Below are 17,086 nucleotides of genomic sequence, written 5' to 3'. Positions count from 1 at the left end.
GAGAACCCTCGTAGCGCGTCCCCACGGGCCTGTACCGCGTCCCCGCGGGATTCCCGTGGAGGAATCGGGCGCGGGACCGGGGGTACGGGACCGGCGAGCCGGGGTCAGATGACGGGGGGACGGCCGAGACGGGTGAGCCGCCAGACCGTCCGCCACCGCATCGGGCGCCGCTCTCCGCCGGAACGCCGCAGCCCTTCCGCGAATCCGCCGAACCAGGCCCTCAGCCCGCCGACCGACCGCGTCCGCAGGAGCGTGAGCACGATCCAGACCCCCAGGTGCACGGGGATCAGCGCCAGGGGCAGGCGGCGGCGGGTGAGCCAGACCCGGTTGCGGGCGGTCACGCGGTAGTAGATGGCGTGCCGGGCGGGCGAGGTCTTGGGGTGCTGGAGGAGCAGTCCGGGCTCGTACAGCACGGTCCAGCCGGCGTCGATCGCCCGCCAGGCGAGGTCGGTCTCCTCGTGCGCGAAGAAGAACTCGGCGGGCCAGTCCCCCGTCTCGGCGAGCATCGGCATGGACAGCGCGTGGCCGCCCCCGAGGAAGCCGGTGACCGGTCCCCCGCGCATCGGGTCCTTGGCCCCGACCCTCGGCACATGGCGGCGCTGCGTCTCCCCGTGCTCGTCGGCGATGCGGAAGCCGACGATGCCGAGCCGGGGCTGGGCGGCGTACAGATCGCGCACCTTGCGCAGCACGTCGCCGTCCACCAGGAGTCCGTCGTCGTCGAGTTCGACGACCACGTCCACGTCCCCGAACTCACGCAGCCGGCTCAGGCCCACATTCCGGCCACCGGGGCAGCCGAGGTTGTCGTCCAGTTCGACCGTGGTCACCTCGCCCGGCAGGCCGAGGCGTTCGGCGAACTCCGGCAGCGGGCAGCCGTTGCCGACGATCACGATCCGCGTGGGGGCCACGTCCTGTTTGGCCACGGAGGTGAGCAGTGCGTCGACCTCGACGGGCCGATTGCCCATGGTCACCACGGCAACGGCGATCCGTGGCCCCTCCTCCGCCTGCGACACGACACCCACCCCATCCCGGCCGACAACTGTGCCGCGATGCTAGTCGTTCACCGGGATGCCCCCTCACGTACGCCGTCAGGTCCGCCGTGCGTACGTCCTGGTCCAGACCCATACGTCCGTGTTCAGGAGCGCCTGTTCCCCCCGCGGCGGACGAATTTCAGCCCCGACCGGTCCTCCCCCGGGGCGCCACCTCGACGTCGACGACGCCGAGGGGCAGGAGGAGGTCCCGCGGATGGTTCTCCGTGATGTCACTGCGGTGTCCGGCCGCGCGCCCGGGCCGGGCGATCCCCAGCATGACCTCGTCGGACAGGCCGGCGGCCAGTCCGGCCGCCTGGGTCGCGAGCCGGGCGCGCGACGGGTGACAGCCGCCCGGACGCGGCCCGACTACCGGTTGTCGGCGAGCGGGTTCATGCTGGTGGGAGCGGCCCGGTCCCCCGGACGTCCCCGGTGATTCCCGGGATGGCCGAAGCTCCCCGGGCCGGGGACAGCGTGCGCCCGGTGGACCTCGGCGGGCGGACGCCACCAGGTTCCGGAGGGCGTCATGAGCTCACGATCCGTCCCGCCGCCCGCGCCACTGCCACCGCTGGGCCCCGGGTCCACGGAGAAGGGTCTCAAGGGCGGCGCCCTGAGCCTGTTCTCCAGCACAGTGATCGGGCTGGCCTCCACGGCCCCCGCCTACAGCCTCGCGGCGACCCTCGGCATCATCGTCGGCATCGTGGGCTTCCAGTCGCCGATCGTGATCATCCTCGCCTTCGTCCCGATGTTCCTGATCGCCTACGGCTACAAGGAGCTGAACCGGGCCGATCCCGACTGCGGCACCACGTTCACCTGGGCGGCCAGGGCCTTCGGCCCCCGTACCGGCTGGCTGGGCGGCTGGGGCATCGTCGCGGCCGACATCATCGTGATGGCCAACCTGGCCCAGATCGCCGGCGCGTACGGCTTCCAGCTCGTGGGCGCGGACGGGCTGGCGCAGAACACGTTCTGGGTGACCGTCGTCGGCGTGCTGTGGATCGCCGTCATGACGCTGGTCTGCTACATCGGCATCGAGCTCTCGGCCAACCTCCAGAAGGCGCTGCTCAGCATCGAGATCGTGGTGCTGTGTCTGCTGGCGGTCACCGCGCTGGTCAAGGTGTACGGCGGCACGGCGCCGAACGTCTCCTCGGAGATAACGTGGTCGTGGTTCAACCCCTTCGAGATCAACTCGTTCGACGACCTGACCAAGAGCATCCTCGCCGGAGTGTTCATCTACTGGGGCTGGGACACCGCGGTGTCCGTGAACGAGGAGACCGTCGACCGCGACCGCACTCCCGGCCGCGCGGCCGTCATGTCGACCGTCATCCTGCTGCTCGTCTACGTCATGGTCACCACGTCCGCGCAGGCCTTCGCGGGGGTCGGCGAGCACGGCATCGGCCTGGGCAACCCTGACAACTCCGGAGACGTCCTCTCCAGTCTCGGCGCCGAGGTCTTCGGCACCGGGGGCTGGGGCACGGTCGCCACCAAGCTCCTGATCGTGATGGTCCTCACCTCCGCGGCGGCCTCCACGCAGACGACCATCCTGCCGACCGCCCGCACCACGTTGTCCATGGCCGCGTTCAAGGCCATTCCGCAGCGCTTCGCCCGCATCCACCCCCGGTTCCTCACCCCGACCTGGTCCACCGTGGGCATGGGCATCGCCTCGATCGTCTTCTACGTCCTGCTGACCAGGGCGAGCGAGAACGTCCTGGCCGACTCCATCGGCTCGGTGGGCCTGATGATCGCCTTCTACTACGGACTGACGGGCTTCGCCTGCGTCTGGTACTACCGCAAGGTCCTCACGCGCAGCCCGCGCGACCTCTGGACGCGCGGGATCATGCCGGGCCTGGGCGGCCTGATGCTCCTGTACTTCTTCGTCAACGCCTGCTTCGTGTACGCCGCCGCCGACTACGGCAGCACCTCGTGGACCCTGCCGTTCCCGCCGCACTGGCAGCTCGGCGGCGTCTTCGTCACCGGCGTCGGCGCGCTTCTGCTCGGAGCCGTCCTGATGCTCGTGTACGGCGCGGTCCGCCCGTCCTACTTCCGCAAGGAGACGATCCGGGTCTCGTCCCACGACCGGGAAGGCCACTGACCCGCACGTCGGTGCGGGTCAGGACAGCGGTGAGCCGCCCCGGTGGCGCGGGGGAAGAGGCCACCGGGGCGGGGTTCCGGAGGGACGGTGGCGTCAGGCCGGCGCGCCCACCGCGACGTCCGTCGAGCCGTCGGACCGCACTTCGCCGTCCTCGTCGACGTCCGGCGGAATGGTCGACAGCGCGCTGGCGTGCAGGTCCTTCGTACGGAGCATCGTGAAGCCGATGACCGCGGCGACGAACCCGAGGATCGCGCTCAGGGTCATGGCGCCGTGGAAGGCGCTCATGAACGCGTCCTGCCCGGCGGCCAGCACCTTGTCGTGCAGGGGGCCCGAGGCCTTGGCGACGGCGTCGAGCGAGCCGGCGCTGATGCCGTGCGCGGCCTCCTCGGCGGCGCCGCTGCCCATCTGCTTGCCGACCGCGGAGGTAGTGAAGTCGTCGGCCACGCTGTGCTGGAAGTACGCGCCGACGGCGGCGATACCGACCGCGATACCGACCTGCTGGAAGGTCTCGTTGATGCCGGAGGCGACACCGGCCTTGGCCGGTTCCGTGACGCCGATGGCGAGCGCCGCCCTGGCCGGGTTGAAGGCGCCCATGCCGAAGCCGGAGATGACCAGCGCCGGGACGAGCACGGTCCAGGACGAATCGGCCTCGGTGAGGTTCAGGAACAGGATGCCGACGGCCATGACCGCGGTCGAGCCGCCCAGCAGCACCCGGAAGGGGACCTTGCCGATGAGCCCGCCGCCGAGCGCGCCGGCGACGAACATCGCGCCGGTCAGCGGCAGGAACCGCAGGCCCGTGCCCCAGGCGTCCACGTGCAGCATGTTCTCCAGGTAGCTGGTCTCGAAGAACACCGACGGCAGGGCTCCGGCGTTGCCGATCATGGCGACCAGGGAGATGCCCACGAAGGTGGGGCTGCGGAAGAACGCGAGGTCGATCAGGGCCCGCTCGCCCAACCGGCGCTCGATGACCACGAAGAGCACCAGGAAGAGCGCGCTGGCCGCGTACAGACCGAGCGTGGTGCCGGAGGTCCAGCCCTCCACGGGCCCGCGGATGGTCGCGAAGACCAGCGCCCCGAGCGCGATGCTGAAGGTGGCGAGACCGGTCCAGTCGGTGGGGTGGGCCCGCTTGTTGAGCGACTCGCGGACGCGCAGCGCGCCGACGAGGAGGGCCAGCGCACCGACCGGCACGTTGATGTAGAAGATCCAGCGCCAGGACAGCGCGTTGATCAGCGAACCGCCGATGAGCGGGCCGGTGGCGACGGCGAGACCGACGGCGGCGCCGAACGCGGTGAAGGCGGTCGCCCTCTCCTTGCCGTGGAACTCGTGACTGAGCATCGCCGGACCGACCGCGAACATGATCGCGGCGCCGACACCCTGGACGGCGCGGAACCAGCTCAGCTGACCCGATCCGTCGGCCAGACCGCAGGCCAGCGAGGCGAGGGTGAAGATGGCGAAGCCGACCTGGAAGACCTTCTTGCGGCCGATCCGGTCGGCGAGCGAGCCCGCCGCCACCAGGAAGATCGCCAGCGTCAGGGCGTAGGCGTCGAACACCCACTGCAGGTCGGCGAAGCTGCCTCCCAGGGAGCGGTGGATCTGGGGCAGCGCGATGGAGACCACGCTCAGATCGAGCATCAGCATGAACGAGCCCAACGCGACGATCCCGAGTGTCCACCACCTAGTGGGCGACGGAGCGCGTTCTGCGGACATGCGAGAACCTTCCAATCAACGGGATCTTTAGATGATGGAAATCTAGATGATTGGAAAGCCATACGTCAACGTTCGTGACGGTCCGTAGTGACCGGCGGGTCGGCCGGACCTGCGGCCTGCCCTTCGCCGGAGCGCGGTCACCTGGAGTGACAGCCACGGGAACGACAGAAGCCCGCGGCACCGTCGACACGGCACAGCGGGCTTCTACGGGGAGGCGCTCATCGACTCCAGGAACGACCGGAATCACGCGCGGGACGGGTCGGGCCCGGGACGGACCCGAAAGCGGGGGGCAGCCGGAAAGCCCGCGCGGCCCCGGAAGCGCGGGGCCGGCGGAGGGCCCGGGGCAGGGCGGGGAGTGTGCGTCAGTCGGAGCAGACGGAGGCGGGCCAGCGGCCCGCCATCAGGACGCCGAGCATCCTGCGCAGCGCCTCGCGATCATCCTCCGCGAGCGCGCCGAAGAAGGCCGACTCGACCTCCGTGGCCACCCGGTCCGCCGTCGCGAGCGCCGCACGGCCGGAGTCCGTGAGGATCAGGTTGTAGCGCCGCCGGTCGGCCGGATTGCGCCGTCGCTCGACATGACCGTTGCGCTCCATCTCGTCGATCACCGTCACGACCGTGGTCGGATCGAGATTGAGCAGCCGGCTCAGATCCTGCTGCGAGAGCTCGGGCCCGCCCGCCAGGGCGGCCAGCACGAAGAAGTCGCGGATACGCATACCGACCCCGGCGAGCGCCTTCTCCACGTCCTCCACCAGCACCAGCCCCGCCTTGTGCAGCAGGTAGCCGGGACGCTCGGCGATCAGGAAATCCTTGCGGGGGGACGCCCCGTGCTGCTCGGCGTTACCGCTGCGCACCATGAGCCGTCTCCTTCGATCGTGGCAGTCTCCACCATCGAAGATACAACGATTCCTCCGCGGGGAACCCTCCCCCTTGGCGGGATCGCGCTCGATCACGGCCCGCCCGCGCCGCACCGGCGGCCACCCCGCGGGGGGCTGCGGGCCGAGGGGAATTCACCCGTCCGCTACGGCGCCGTGACGCCGTCCGTTACATCGACGCAAAATCGAACGGACCATCACGGTCCGCATTCGGCGAAATGGAACCGATCATTCTCCGGAAATGGCCGAGGTCAGCCTTTCGATGACCGCGTGCGGAATCAGGCATTCGGCCGGAGTGACGAAGCCTCCTTGTGGCCCGAGTCACATGGGTTGACGGGGAGCGCCTGCTAGGCTCCTGAATTGCCTGGCCAGAACATCGCTGACAGCGACCTGGACACGCACGGGGAAAACAGAGGCGCTTAGCGCAACGGGGGAAAACAGAAATGGTTAATTTTTCGATCAGATGCTGTCGCGGACAACGCTGACGCCGGGGAGAGCGCGCTCGTACGCGCCGCCCCCACACCGCTGGTCCCACAGTGCCGGTCTGACACAACTGGCCTGAAATCACTGGTCCGGCGTCCATCACCGGTCTGTAGCACCGGTCCGGCGTCCAACGTCCGCCTGCCGTCACCGGCACGGCATCCATCACTGATCCGACTTCATTCGACTTCTCAGGTCTGACATCTCGCACCGTGCCGCGCTACGCGCGTCGCGCCGTGCGTTGTTTTGTCACGCACCTCTCCATCACCACGGCCGTTTTTCGGACAGGGCTGCTTTTCGACGCCCGCGTCCTCTCCAGCATGGAATGGAAACGCTCGATGAAACAATCAAGCACCGCTCTCGCCGAAGCCCTGGAGGACTGGCTCGGCGACCCCGCGGTGGAGCGGAACTCTTTATCATTCGCCGGGGCTCTTGCGCTCGACGAACGGGACGAGCTGCCGTCCGCGGGAATCGAACAGGTCCGTGCTTTCGGATTCAACCGTTATTTCGTTCCCGAACGACTGGGCGGCGATCTCCGGGCCGCCGAGGACATCCTCATGCTGACCAGGGTGATCGCCCGCCGGGACATGAACGTCGCGGTGAGCGAGAGCACCCAGGTCTGGATGATGCTCGCCTGGATCGGCGGGAACGCCGAGCAGCAGGAGAAGCACGCGGCCACGGTCCTGGGCGAAGGGGTCGTCCCCTGTCTGGCCTACTCCGAGCCGGAACACGGCGCCGACCTGGCCGCCAACCGGTTCACGGCCACCCCGGACGGCGGACAGTACGTCCTGACCGGTGAGAAGTGGCCGATCAACCGGGGCCGGACCTCCACCCACGTGGTGCTGCTCGGAATCACCGGCGACGAGACCACACCGGCCAAGCGGCAGCAGTCCATGTTCCTCGTGGACCGGTCGCAGATCCTCTCCGGCGAGGTGACCGGCGTCCCCCGCGTCCCGACCTACGGACTGCGCGGCTGCGACATCAGCGGAATCGCCTTCGACGGCGCCCGGGTGGACGCCTCGGCCCGGCTGGGCGCCGAGGGCGAAGGACTCGAACTCGCCCTGCGCGGCCTCCTGATCACCCGGACCTTCTGCACCGGCCTGTCGCTCGGCACGGGCGACACCATGCTGCGGACGGTGGCCGGGTTCCTGTCGGACCGGGTCCTCTACGACGGACCCGCGACCGAGATCCCGTACGTCACCGAATCCCTCGCCAACGCCTACCTGAGCCTGCTCGTCGCCGAGTGCGAGAGCCTCGTCGCGATGCGCGGACTGCACCTGTACACCGAGCAGTTCAGCATCTGGGCGAACCTGGCGAAGGTGCAGGTGGCCCGCCTGGTCGACTTCAACAGCAAGGGGCTGGCCCGCACGCTGGGCGCCCGGTACTTCATGCGGTCCGCCGAACACGTGGGCACCTTCCAGAAGATGCTCCGCGACGGCGCCGTCGTGTCCGTCTTCGACGGCAGCGAGCCGGTCTGCCTGGACAGCCTCGCGCTCCAACTGCCCGCCCTGGCCAAGGCACATGGGCACACCCCGGACGAGGACTGGCAGGCGTTGTACGACCTGCGGGCCGCACTGCCCGTCTTCGAGCCGCACCGGGTGAGCGTGTTCGGGCGCGGCAGGGACGCCACGTTCGCCAGCCTGCCCGCGCTGATCACCCGCCTCGCGGAGGTGTCACCCTCCGCCGGCTGCGACGCGGACCGGCTCGCCGACCTGCGCGGCCGGGCCGAGGAACTGCGCCACGAACTCGACGCGCTGCTCGCACGGATCCACGAGGTACGGCGGTGGAGCGCCGGGCAGCCCGCACAGCCGTCGGCCTCCGCCAAGTCCACCCCGCCCCGGCTGATCCGGGTGGCGGAGGAACTGAGCGCCCTGCACGCCAAGGTCGCCGCCCTCGGCGTGTGGCTGTTCAACCGGGACCACCTCGACGAGTTCTTCGCCGACGGCGAGTGGCTCCAGGCCGCGCTGGCCCGCAGGCAGGTCCACCAGTACGAGTCCGGCGACCTCGACCCGGCGACCGCCCAGCGGCTCTTCGCCCAGCTGAACTCCCAGTACGCCACCGACGAGTTCTTCTCGATCCGCCGCACGCGCATGGCCGCGCCCGGCGCGGGCGAGGCCCGCCGGGGCCACGAGTCGAACGCCGCCTGACATGCCCTCACTGCCGAACACCGAAAGGTACCGACCTGCGATGAGCACGACCGACATGACGATCGACGAAGTGAAGAAGGTCCTCCTCGAAGCGGTGGCCACCGAAGCGGGAGTCCCGGCCGCCGAGCTGGAGACCGACCGGCCCTTCACCGACTACGGCCTGGACTCCATGGCGGCGCTGACCGTCGGCATGGAGATCGAGGACGTCTGCGGGCTCTCCGACCTGCCCGTGGACCTGCTGTGGGACCACCCGACGGTGGACACCCTGTCCGAGGCGCTCTGGAAGCTGATGAACGCCCAGCCCGTCTCCGCGGCCACGGACGGCCCGCGATGACGACAGCGCACCTGACGACGACGGCCGGCACGGCCGCTCCGGTGAACCCGACAGACCCGGCCTCTCCGGTCGACTCCGTGCGTCCCGTCAACGCCCAGCAGGCAGGGCTCTGGTTCATCCACGAGACCGACCCGGGGTGCTCCGCGTACCACATCGTGTTCGGCGCCGAGGTCACCGCCGACGCCGGACTCGGCGCCCGGGCCCGGAACATCCTCGACGACCTCACCCGTGAACACGAGGCCCTGCGGACCGGCTTCCGACGCGGCCCGCAGGGGCCCGAGCAGTTCGTGCGCGACGCGGTCCCCCTCGACATCCGCCTCACCGACGCCCGGGGGACCGACCCGGAGAAGCTGCGGGACCTCGTCAGGACGGACAGCCGGACCCCGTTCGACCTGTCCCGGCCGCCGCTGTGGCGCGTGCACCTGTACCGCACCGGCGAGCGCACCTGGGTGTTCGCCCTCGTGATGCATCACATCGCGGCCGACTTCTGGTCACTGGCCCTGCTCCTCTCCGAGGTCCGCGCCCGGCTGGAGGGAACACCGGGCCGGTTCACCCTCGACGGCGGCGCCTTCGCCGCGTACGCCGACCACCAGCAGTCGTTCCTGGACGGCGAGAAGGCACGGGCCCTGCGCGACGGCGAGGAGAAGCGCCTGGGGGACGCGCCGACCCATCTGGATCTCTACGGAGACCGGCCGCGCCCGCCCGCCCCGTCCTACGACGGCGGATCGGCCCCGTTCGCGCTGTCCGCCGCCACGACCGAAGCGGTACGCCGCCTGGCGCGGGAGACCTCGGCGACGCCGTACACGGTGCTGCTGTCGGCCTACTTCGTGCTGCTGAGCCGGCTGAGCGGCCAGTCGGACATCCTGGTCGGCACCCCGACCTCCGGCCGGCTGCACCGGCGGTTCCGCGACGCCCTCGGCAACTTCGTCAACACCGTCGTCGTACGGGGCGAGGTCGACGAGGAGTCCACGTACCGCGGGCTGCTCACCTCCTCCCGCGAGCGGGTGCTCGAAGCCATGCGGGCACAGGAACTGCCCTTCCCCTGGCTGGTACGGGAGCTCGCCCCGCCGCGGGATCCCAGCCGGACACCGCTGTACCAGGCGGGCTTCGCCTGGGACCGGCTGCCGTTCCTCCACGACATGGACGCGTTCTTCCTGCTGGAGCCCGGCCCGGGCGCCGAGCTGGACATCGCGGGCGCCACCCTGCGGCCGTATCCGCTGCCGCAGCAGGAGGGCCAGACCGATCTGTGGATCGAGATGGGCGCGGAACGGGACGGCGCCTTCGCGGGCGTCCTGCGCTACAACACCGACATCTTCGGGGCGGGCACGGCCCGTGAACTCGCCGCCACCTTCGTCACCACGGTGGAGACCCTGGTCGCCCGGCCGGACGAGCCGCTGCGCGCCCTGGCACGCGGCGACGAGCACCAGCGGGCACGGCTCGCCGCCTGGGGCACCGGACCCGAGCGCGCGATACCCGCGGCCCGGCTGCCGGAGCTCTTCCGGGACCAGGTCGCGCGTACACCCGGCGCGACCGCGCTGACCGCCGAGGGCGAGGAGTGGAGCTACGCCCGGCTGCTGGACGCGGTCGAGCACACCGCGGCGGCCCTGCGGACGGCCGGTATCGTGCCGGGCGACCGGATCGCGGTGATGGCCGAACGCGGAGCGACGCTCGTGGCCTCGCTCCTGGCGGTCCTGGACGTGGGCGCCGCCTACGTCCCGCTCGACCCGAAACTCCCCGTCGAGCGGCTGGCCTACATGGCCGAGGACTCCCGCGCCCGGCTCCTGATCAGCAGGAGCGACCTGCGCGAGGGCCGGCCGCCCGGCCTTCCGGTGCTGGAACTGGACGACCTCGCCGCCGGGGTGCGGAGCACCGGCGCGGACAGGGATGTGGAAGCGCCCACGTCCGGTCCCTCCGACCTGGCGTACATCCTCTACACCTCGGGCTCCACCGGACGCCCCAAGGGTGTGGCAATCCCCCATCACGCGCTGACGAACCTGCTCCTCGCGATGCGGGACGACACCGGGTTCACCGCCTCGGACAGCCTCCTCGCCGTCACGACGATCTCCTTCGACATCGCCGGCCTCGAGCTGTACATGCCCCTGGTGGCCGGCGGCCGGGTCATCGTGTGCGACAGCACGACGGCCGGCGACGGTGCCGCCCTCGCGGCCCGCATCGACGACTCCGGCGCCACCTGGATGCAGGCCACCCCCACCTCCTGGCGCATGCTGCGCGACGCCGGCTGGAAGGGCTGCGCACGGCTCAACGTCCTGTGCGGCGGGGAGGAACTCCCCCTGGACCTCGCCGAGTTCCTGGCCGGACGGGTGGCGAGCCTGCGCAATGTGTACGGGCCGACCGAGACGACCGTCTGGTCCACCGCCGGCCGGGTGGATCCCTCGTCCGGCATCGACATCGGCGCGCCCCTCGCCAACACCCAGCTCCACGTCCTCGACCCCCAGGGCCGTGGCGTCGAGCCGGGAGTCCCCGGCGAGCTGTGGATCGGCGGCGACGGCCTCGCCCTCGGCTACTGGGACCGGCCGGAGCTGACCGCGGAGCGGTTCGTCACCGGACTGCCCGCCGCCCCCGACCGGCGCCTCTACCGCACCGGCGACCGGGCCCGCTGGACGAGCGACGGGCGGCTGCTGCACCACGGCCGCCTGGACAACCAGGTCAAGCTGCGCGGCTACCGCATCGAACTCTCCGAGGTCGAGGCCGTCCTCGCGGCGGTGGACGGAATCTCCACGGCCGTCGTCGTCGTCCGCGACGACCGGCTCGTCGCCTATCTGGTCGCCGAGCCCGGGACCGAGCTGCGGACGGCGGACGTCAAGTCGGCGGCCGCGGTGTCGCTGCCGCCGTACATGGTGCCGGGCATCGTCATGGTCCTCGACGAACTGCCCCTGACCGCCAACAAGAAGATCGACCGGAACCGGCTGCCGGAACCCGTCGTCTCCTCGGACGCCGGTTTCGAGCAGCCGCGCGACGCGACCGAGATCGTCCTGGCGCGGATGTGGACCGAGATCCTCGGGATCTCCCAGGTCGGCATCCACGACAACTTCTTCGACGTGGGCGGCCACTCGCTGCTCGCCGTCCGGCTCAGCGCGGCCGTCCGCGCCGAATGGGACGTGGAGATACCGATCTCCGACATGCTGCGCCAGGGCACCATCGCCGAACTGGCCGCCATCGTGCGGTCCGGCGGCCAGGGGACCTCGCGCACCCCGGTCGTCACCCTGCGGGAAGGCACGGCGGGCCAACGGCCCGTCTTCCTCTTCCACCCCTTCGGCGGCACCGTGTTCTGCTACGTCGAGCTGACCCACCACCTCCCGCCGGGCAGGCCGGTCCTGGCCATCGAGGCCCCCGGCATCCAGAACGAGGGCGAGGCGGAGATCAGCGTGGAGGCCATGGCCACCCGCTACATCGAGTACCTCAGGGAGATCCAGCCGGCCGGCCCGTACGCCCTCGGCGGCTGGTGCTTCGGCGGCGTGATCGGCTACGAGGTGGCCTGCCAACTGCGTGCCGAGGGCGAGGAGATCGAGTTCCTGATCGGCATCGACAGCCGGGCACCCGTCGAGGAGAACATCCCGGAGTCCGCCGACGACTCGACGATCCTCTCCTGGTTCGCACGGGACCTCGCCGTACCCGCCGGGAAGACGCTCGACATCCCCGCGGACGACCTGCGCGCCCTCGGCGGTGACGCCGCGTTCGACCACATCCTCCAGCGGGCCGCCGCCATCGGGGTCCTCGCCGAGGACGCGGACCGCGCGCAGATCCTGCGCTACTTCGAGGCCTACCTCGCCAACGGCATCGCCCTGCAGACCTACCTCCCCGAACCCGCCGAGCTGGACCTGGTCCTGCTCCGCGCGGCCGACGAGCCCGCCGCGTACGGACCGCGGCTCGGCTGGGAGGCCCTGATCAAGGGATCACTGACCGTCATGGACGTCCCCGGGGACCACAACTCGGTGATGTACCCGCCGCACGCCGAGACCGCCGCCCGGGCGATCGCACCCCACATGGAAGGACCCACCGACAATGGCAGCGACTGAAGTGGTGAAGGCCGAGTACGCGTTCCGCCTCCCGGTGACGCCGAAAGAGGCGTTCGCGCAGATCTCGGACCCCGCCCAGGACCCCGTATGGCAGGCGGCCTGCGTGGACGTGAAGCTGCTCGACGGGGAGCCGCGGCCCGGCGGCCGGTACGAGATCACCTTCCAGCTGATCGGCAAGCGGATGGAGTTCACCGTCGAGATCAGCGAGTTCGAGCCCGGCAGGCGCTCGAAGTTCCACACCCTCGAAGGACCGTTCGGCTACGTCGGCACGTACGACTACACCGAGAACGAGGACGGGACCACCACCGTGCACTGGACGTTCGAGGTGGAGCCCGGGGACTACTTCGGGATCATGCCGAAGTCCCTGCTCAGGAAGGTGCTCGTCAACTCGGTGAAGAAGGACTCCGGAAAGCTCGCGGCACAGCTCGGACAGGGAGCGCGCAACCGATGAACACACGTCAGGAGAACACCCGCCAGGGCGCGGGCACGAAGGTCGTCGTCACCGGACTCGGGGAGATCACCCCGCTCGGCGAGACCGTGGCCGGCACCTGGGACGCGATGCTGCGCGGTGAGAGCGGCTTAGGACTGCTGGACGAGCCCTGGGCCAAGGACCTCCCTCCGCTGCTCGGCGGGCGGGCGACGGTGGACCCCGGCCTCGGCCTCGAACACCAGCAGCGCCGGCGGTTGAGCCGCTCCGCCCAGTTCGCGGTCAAGGCCGCGGCGGAGGCGTGGTCCGACGCGGGGCTCGACGACACGCCCACCATCCCGCACCGGGTCGCCGTGGTGGTCTCGGCCGCGCTCGGCGACATGACCTCGATCATCGACGGCTGGGAGGCGCTGAAGACGCGGGGCTGGCGGCGCGTACCCCCCATGACCGTGCCGATGTCCATGGGCAACGGCTCCGCGGCCGCCGTCGCCCTGCTGGTGAACGCGCGCCTCGGCGTGCACGCCACGGTGAACGCCTGCTCCTCCGGAACCCAGGCGCTGGTCACGGCGGCCGAACTGATCCGCGCCGGGGACGCGGACATCGTGGTCGCGGGCGGCGCGGAAGCCCCGCTGCACCCCCTCGTGCTGTCCTCGTTCGCGGCCATGCGGGCGCTGTCGCAGCGGGTCGACGACCCGGCCTCCGCCTGCCGCCCGTACGACGCGGACCGCGACGGGATGGTCCTCGGCGAAGGCGCGGGCATCCTCGTCCTGGAGTCCGAGCGGCACGCACGCGAGCGCGGCGCCCGGATCTACGCCGAGCTCGCCGGCGTGGGCATCTCGTCGGACGCCTACCACATCGTGCAGCCGGAGCCGAACGGCACCGGCACCGTCGCGGCCGTCCGCACCTCGCTCGCGGACGCCGGTGTGACCCCCGCGGACGTCGCGCTCTTCAACGCCAACGGCACCGCGACGGGCCCCGGCGACGCGTCCGAGGCGCGCGCGGTGCGAGCCGTGTTCGGGGACGCGGACCAGGGTCCGGCGCTGACCGCGAACAAGTCGATGACCGGGCACAGCCTCGGTGCGGCGGGCGCGATCGAGTCGATCACCACGATCCTCTCCCTGTACCACGGCCTGGTGCCGCCGACCCGTAACTTCACCCGTCTCGACGAGGGGCTCTCGGTCGACGTGGTGCACGGCAGCCCGCTCAAGCTGGGGCCCGAGCAGAACGTCGCGGTGAAGAACTCGGCCGGGTTCGGCGGCCACAACGTGGCCCTGACCTTCCGTGGCCCGGTCGACCGCGCCGACGGCGAAGGGGACGTGACGTGACGCCGGCCGGAAGCCGGGACCACGGCGCGGTCGTGACGGGACTGGGCGCCATGACGCCGCTCGGCGCCACCGCGGCCGATTCGTGGCAGGCCCTGCTCGACTCCCGGTCCGGAGTGCGCGGCCTGGACGAGGAGTACGAGGACTGGCCCGGGGATCTGCCGGTGCGGATCGCGGGGACGGTGACCGCGGACCCGGTCGAGGTGCTCGGCCGGGTCCAGGCCCGCAAGCTCGACCGCGGCGAACAACTGGCCGTGGCGGCGGCCCGCGAGGCCTTCGGGGACGCGGGCCGGCCCCAGGTCGAACCGGAGCGTCTCGCCGTGGTCGTCGGCACCGGGATCGGGGGCATCCTGAGCGCGCTCGGACAGGACGACCTGTACGAGCGGGTGGGCATGCGCAAGCTGTCCTCGTTCGCGGTCCCCATGCTGATGCCGAACGGACCGGCGGCGTGGGTCAGCATCGATCTGGGGGCGCGGGCGGGTGCCCGCTCCCCGGCGAGCGCCTGTGCCTCGGGCGCCGAGTCGATCGCCCTGGCACTGGACCTGATCCGGCTGGACCGCGCCGACGTCGTGGTGGCCGGGGGCACCGAGGCCTGCCTGCATCCCTTCATGGTGGCCGCGTTCGCGCAGATGAAGGCACTGTCACGGCAGCAGGGCGATCCGGCCGCCGTGTCCCGGCCGTTCGACGCCGCCCGCTCGGGCTTCGTGATGGCCGAGGGCGCCGCCGTCCTGGTCCTGGAACGCGCCGAGTTCGCCCGCGCCCGGGGTGCCCGCGTCTACGGCACGGTGGCGGGCGCCGCGGTCAACTCCAGCGCCCGGCACATCTCGGCGTCCGACACCGAGGGGCAGGTCCTCGCGATGCGGGCGGCACTGCGGGACGCGCGACTGGAGCCGCGTGACGTCGGCCATGTGCACGCCCACGCCACCTCGACCCCGGGCGGCGATCTCGCCGAGGCCGAGGCGGTGGCGAAGGCGCTGGGCGAGCACCCCGTGGTGACCGCGACCAAGTCGATGACCGGTCACATGCTCGGCGCCTCGGGGGCGTTCGGGGCGATGTCCGCGCTGCTCTCGCTCCACCACGGGGTGGTCCCCGCCACCCGCAACCTGGACGAACCCGACCCGGGCATCCGGCTGGACGTGGTCCGCGGCGCGAACCGCACGGGCCGGTGGGACGCGGCGCTCGCCAACTCCTTCGGCTTCGGAGGACACAACGTCAGCCTGGTGCTGACGCGTACGGCATGAGCCGGGACCGGGGAAGGGAGAACACGGCCATGACGATCGGCGTACTGGGAACCGGCGGGATCGCCGTCACCCTGGCGGCGATGTTCGCCCGGGCCGGCCACGAGGTGCTGCTCGGCTCGGGCGCCGGGGGACATGGGGTGACGGGGGTGACGGGGGCGACCGGCCCGAAGGGTGAGAGCGGGGCGGTCGTGACCGGCGGGTGCTGCGAGGAGGTCGTCGCGCGGTCGTCGGTGATCGTCCCCGCCTTCCTCGGCGTCCAGGGAGCGGTGCAGCAGCTCAGGCCCTGGCGGGCCGGTCTGCGCGGGAAGATCCTGGTGGACATCACCAACCCGTTCACCGGCGGGCACATCGACTTCGTGGGCCCCTGGGCGGTCGGCGGCACCGAGGACCTCGCCGCCGCGTTCCCCGGTGCCCGGCTGGTGGGCGCCTTCAAGAACGTGTGGTGGGAGGCGTTCGACGGACACCCGGATCAGGCCGTCCCCGCCATCCAGGTGATCTCCGACGACCCCGAGGCGAAACGGACGTTCCTGCGGCTGTGCGCCGCCACCCCCTTCACCTACGTCGACGCCGGAGGCCTGAACCAGGCACGCCGGGTGGAACGGATGGCACTGTCGGGGGTGAGCTCGACGGGGGTGTCCGCGGCATGACCCGGGGCGGCAGCGGGCCGGCGCTCCGAGCCCTGTGCGCCGTACGGCGAACCCGGCGCCCCGGACCCTGTGCGGCCACCAGCCCGAGCGCCCGCCCTTCGAACCGCACCTGACCGCGCGCGGCGGGCAGAACCCCGGCGAGGCAGTAGAGCAGCGAGGACCTTCCGGAACCGCTCTGTCCGGTGATCGCCACGACTTCCCCGACGGACACCGAGAGGTGGGCGTCGAGAACGGCCGGCTGATTGCCGTAGGAGAGGTCGACTCCCGTGACAACAAGTATTTCTGACATGCTGTTGGCTTCCCCCAAAGAAGCGTGCGGGCCCAGGCGTACGTCCTGGACCCGCGGTCTTGCCTGAGTGGCCGACTACTGACCACCCTTGAAGCTTGCGCCCCCCGTGGTGAGCGTCGGAATGTCGCGCCACGAGACCGCCATCGCGGTCCCGGCGCTCAGGGCGAAGATTCCGCCGGCGAGCACGCCGACTGCCAACTTGCGCATTTTTTTTCTTCCGTTTGGTAATTCACCCTGGTTGGTCATGACGCTTCCAGGGCCGCCGATGATCGTAACGGGAGCAATCACGACCGAAGTTGGACTAAGCGACACCTCGCCGCTTTGCTGGATTCCGACGGTGCCCAGGGGAGGTCTCTTCACGAACGCGGGGGGGGGGGGCCCGGCCCGGGGGCCCCCCCCCCCCCCGCCCCCCCCCCCCGGGCCGGGGGGGATTTGGGAGGTGGGGGGCCATTTTGGGGTGGGCCGGTGC

Annotated in this window: 13 protein-coding genes; 8 read left to right on the top strand and 5 right to left on the bottom strand. The window is 71.1% G+C overall.

Translation table 11 applies throughout. The features are described 5' to 3' along the window. Positions 1 to 104: 104 nt before the first annotated feature. Complete coding sequence (locus tag ACF07B_RS37435) at positions 105 to 1,019, bottom strand: glycosyltransferase family 2 protein (protein ID WP_369481832.1); 915 nt, start codon at positions 1,017 to 1,019, stop codon at positions 105 to 107. A gap of 532 nt (positions 1,020 to 1,551) precedes the next feature. On the opposite strand from ACF07B_RS37435, the gene ACF07B_RS37430 reads away from it, so the two are divergent. After that, positions 1,552 to 3,114 (top strand): APC family permease, encoded by a 1,563-nt coding sequence (locus tag ACF07B_RS37430; RefSeq protein WP_392182207.1) that lies wholly within the window; start codon positions 1,552 to 1,554, stop codon positions 3,112 to 3,114. 93 nt (positions 3,115 to 3,207) lie between these two features. On the opposite strand, the gene ACF07B_RS37425 is transcribed toward ACF07B_RS37430, so the two are convergent. Both ACF07B_RS37425 and ACF07B_RS37420 read right to left on the bottom strand, forming a co-directional pair. Next, positions 3,208 to 4,764, bottom strand: a complete 1,557-nt coding sequence (locus tag ACF07B_RS37425; RefSeq protein ID WP_392182206.1) for an MFS transporter — start codon at positions 4,762 to 4,764, stop codon at positions 3,208 to 3,210. Positions 4,765 to 5,183: 419 nt separating this feature from the next. Beyond that, positions 5,184 to 5,675: a MarR family winged helix-turn-helix transcriptional regulator gene (locus ACF07B_RS37420; RefSeq protein WP_362395744.1), complete on the bottom strand. Its 492-nt coding sequence runs from the start codon at positions 5,673 to 5,675 to the stop codon at positions 5,184 to 5,186. Positions 5,676 to 6,511: 836 nt separating this feature from the next. Here ACF07B_RS37420 and ACF07B_RS37415 point away from each other — a divergent pair. Genes ACF07B_RS37415 through ACF07B_RS37385 form a run of 7 tightly spaced genes read left to right on the top strand, consistent with a single transcriptional unit; the run spans position 6,512 to position 16,328 of the window. Then, positions 6,512 to 8,320 (top strand): acyl-CoA dehydrogenase family protein, encoded by a 1,809-nt coding sequence (locus ACF07B_RS37415; protein ID WP_392182205.1) that lies wholly within the window; start codon positions 6,512 to 6,514, stop codon positions 8,318 to 8,320. Between the two features lie 40 nt (positions 8,321 to 8,360). Continuing rightward, the gene (locus ACF07B_RS37410) at positions 8,361 to 8,654 is read left to right on the top strand and encodes an acyl carrier protein (protein WP_362395738.1); all 294 of its coding nucleotides are present in this window, start codon (positions 8,361 to 8,363) and stop codon (positions 8,652 to 8,654) included. Further along, positions 8,651 to 12,691 (top strand): amino acid adenylation domain-containing protein, encoded by a 4,041-nt coding sequence (locus tag ACF07B_RS37405; RefSeq protein ID WP_392182204.1) that lies wholly within the window; start codon positions 8,651 to 8,653, stop codon positions 12,689 to 12,691. The genes ACF07B_RS37410 and ACF07B_RS37405 overlap by 4 nt, the downstream gene beginning before the upstream one ends. After that, positions 12,678 to 13,142, top strand: a complete 465-nt coding sequence (locus ACF07B_RS37400) for an SRPBCC family protein (protein ID WP_392182203.1) — start codon at positions 12,678 to 12,680, stop codon at positions 13,140 to 13,142. Before ACF07B_RS37405 ends, ACF07B_RS37400 begins: the two co-directional genes overlap by 14 nt. Next, the gene (locus ACF07B_RS37395; RefSeq protein WP_392182202.1) at positions 13,139 to 14,443 is read left to right on the top strand and encodes a beta-ketoacyl-[acyl-carrier-protein] synthase family protein; all 1,305 of its coding nucleotides are present in this window, start codon (positions 13,139 to 13,141) and stop codon (positions 14,441 to 14,443) included. Before ACF07B_RS37400 ends, ACF07B_RS37395 begins: the two co-directional genes overlap by 4 nt. Beyond that, positions 14,440 to 15,681: a beta-ketoacyl-[acyl-carrier-protein] synthase family protein gene (locus tag ACF07B_RS37390; RefSeq protein WP_392182201.1), complete on the top strand. Its 1,242-nt coding sequence runs from the start codon at positions 14,440 to 14,442 to the stop codon at positions 15,679 to 15,681. The genes ACF07B_RS37395 and ACF07B_RS37390 overlap by 4 nt, the downstream gene beginning before the upstream one ends. A 29-nt stretch (positions 15,682 to 15,710) precedes the next feature. Further along, positions 15,711 to 16,328: an NADPH-dependent F420 reductase gene (locus ACF07B_RS37385; RefSeq protein ID WP_392182200.1), complete on the top strand. Its 618-nt coding sequence runs from the start codon at positions 15,711 to 15,713 to the stop codon at positions 16,326 to 16,328. Here the strand turns inward: ACF07B_RS37385 and ACF07B_RS37380 are convergent. Further along, on the bottom strand, positions 16,234 to 16,617 hold the full coding sequence (locus tag ACF07B_RS37380) for an ATP-binding cassette domain-containing protein (RefSeq protein WP_392182199.1): 384 nt from the start codon (positions 16,615 to 16,617) through the stop codon (positions 16,234 to 16,236). The genes ACF07B_RS37385 and ACF07B_RS37380 overlap by 95 nt on opposite strands. A gap of 75 nt (positions 16,618 to 16,692) precedes the next feature. Further along, on the bottom strand, positions 16,693 to 16,863 hold the full coding sequence (locus tag ACF07B_RS37375; RefSeq protein ID WP_392182198.1) for a hypothetical protein: 171 nt from the start codon (positions 16,861 to 16,863) through the stop codon (positions 16,693 to 16,695). Positions 16,864 to 17,086 lie beyond the last annotated feature (223 nt).

Source organism: Streptomyces sp. NPDC015532 (assembly GCF_043078065.1).
In the GTDB taxonomy this organism is placed as follows: domain Bacteria; phylum Actinomycetota; class Actinomycetes; order Streptomycetales; family Streptomycetaceae; genus Streptomyces.
This window is presented reverse-complemented; position numbering and strand designations above follow the sequence as displayed.

Excerpts from the sequence above, each read along its gene's own strand:
- ACF07B_RS37395 (WP_392182202.1), top strand. The coding sequence starts at position 13,139 with ATGAACACACGTCAGGAGAACACCCGCCAGGGCGCGGGCACGAAGGTC.
- ACF07B_RS37410 (WP_362395738.1), top strand. The coding sequence starts at position 8,361 with ATGAGCACGACCGACATGACGATCGACGAAGTGAAGAAGGTCCTCCTC.
- ACF07B_RS37415 (WP_392182205.1), top strand. The coding sequence starts at position 6,512 with ATGAAACAATCAAGCACCGCTCTCGCCGAAGCCCTGGAGGACTGGCTC.
- ACF07B_RS37420 (WP_362395744.1), bottom strand. The coding sequence starts at position 5,675 with ATGGTGCGCAGCGGTAACGCCGAGCAGCACGGGGCGTCCCCCCGCAAG.
- ACF07B_RS37405 (WP_392182204.1), top strand. The coding sequence starts at position 8,651 with ATGACGACAGCGCACCTGACGACGACGGCCGGCACGGCCGCTCCGGTG.
- ACF07B_RS37380 (WP_392182199.1), bottom strand. The coding sequence starts at position 16,617 with ATGTCAGAAATACTTGTTGTCACGGGAGTCGACCTCTCCTACGGCAAT.
- ACF07B_RS37430 (WP_392182207.1), top strand. The coding sequence starts at position 1,552 with ATGAGCTCACGATCCGTCCCGCCGCCCGCGCCACTGCCACCGCTGGGC.
- ACF07B_RS37400 (WP_392182203.1), top strand. The coding sequence starts at position 12,678 with ATGGCAGCGACTGAAGTGGTGAAGGCCGAGTACGCGTTCCGCCTCCCG.
- ACF07B_RS37375 (WP_392182198.1), bottom strand. The coding sequence starts at position 16,863 with ATGACCAACCAGGGTGAATTACCAAACGGAAGAAAAAAAATGCGCAAG.
- ACF07B_RS37385 (WP_392182200.1), top strand. The coding sequence starts at position 15,711 with ATGACGATCGGCGTACTGGGAACCGGCGGGATCGCCGTCACCCTGGCG.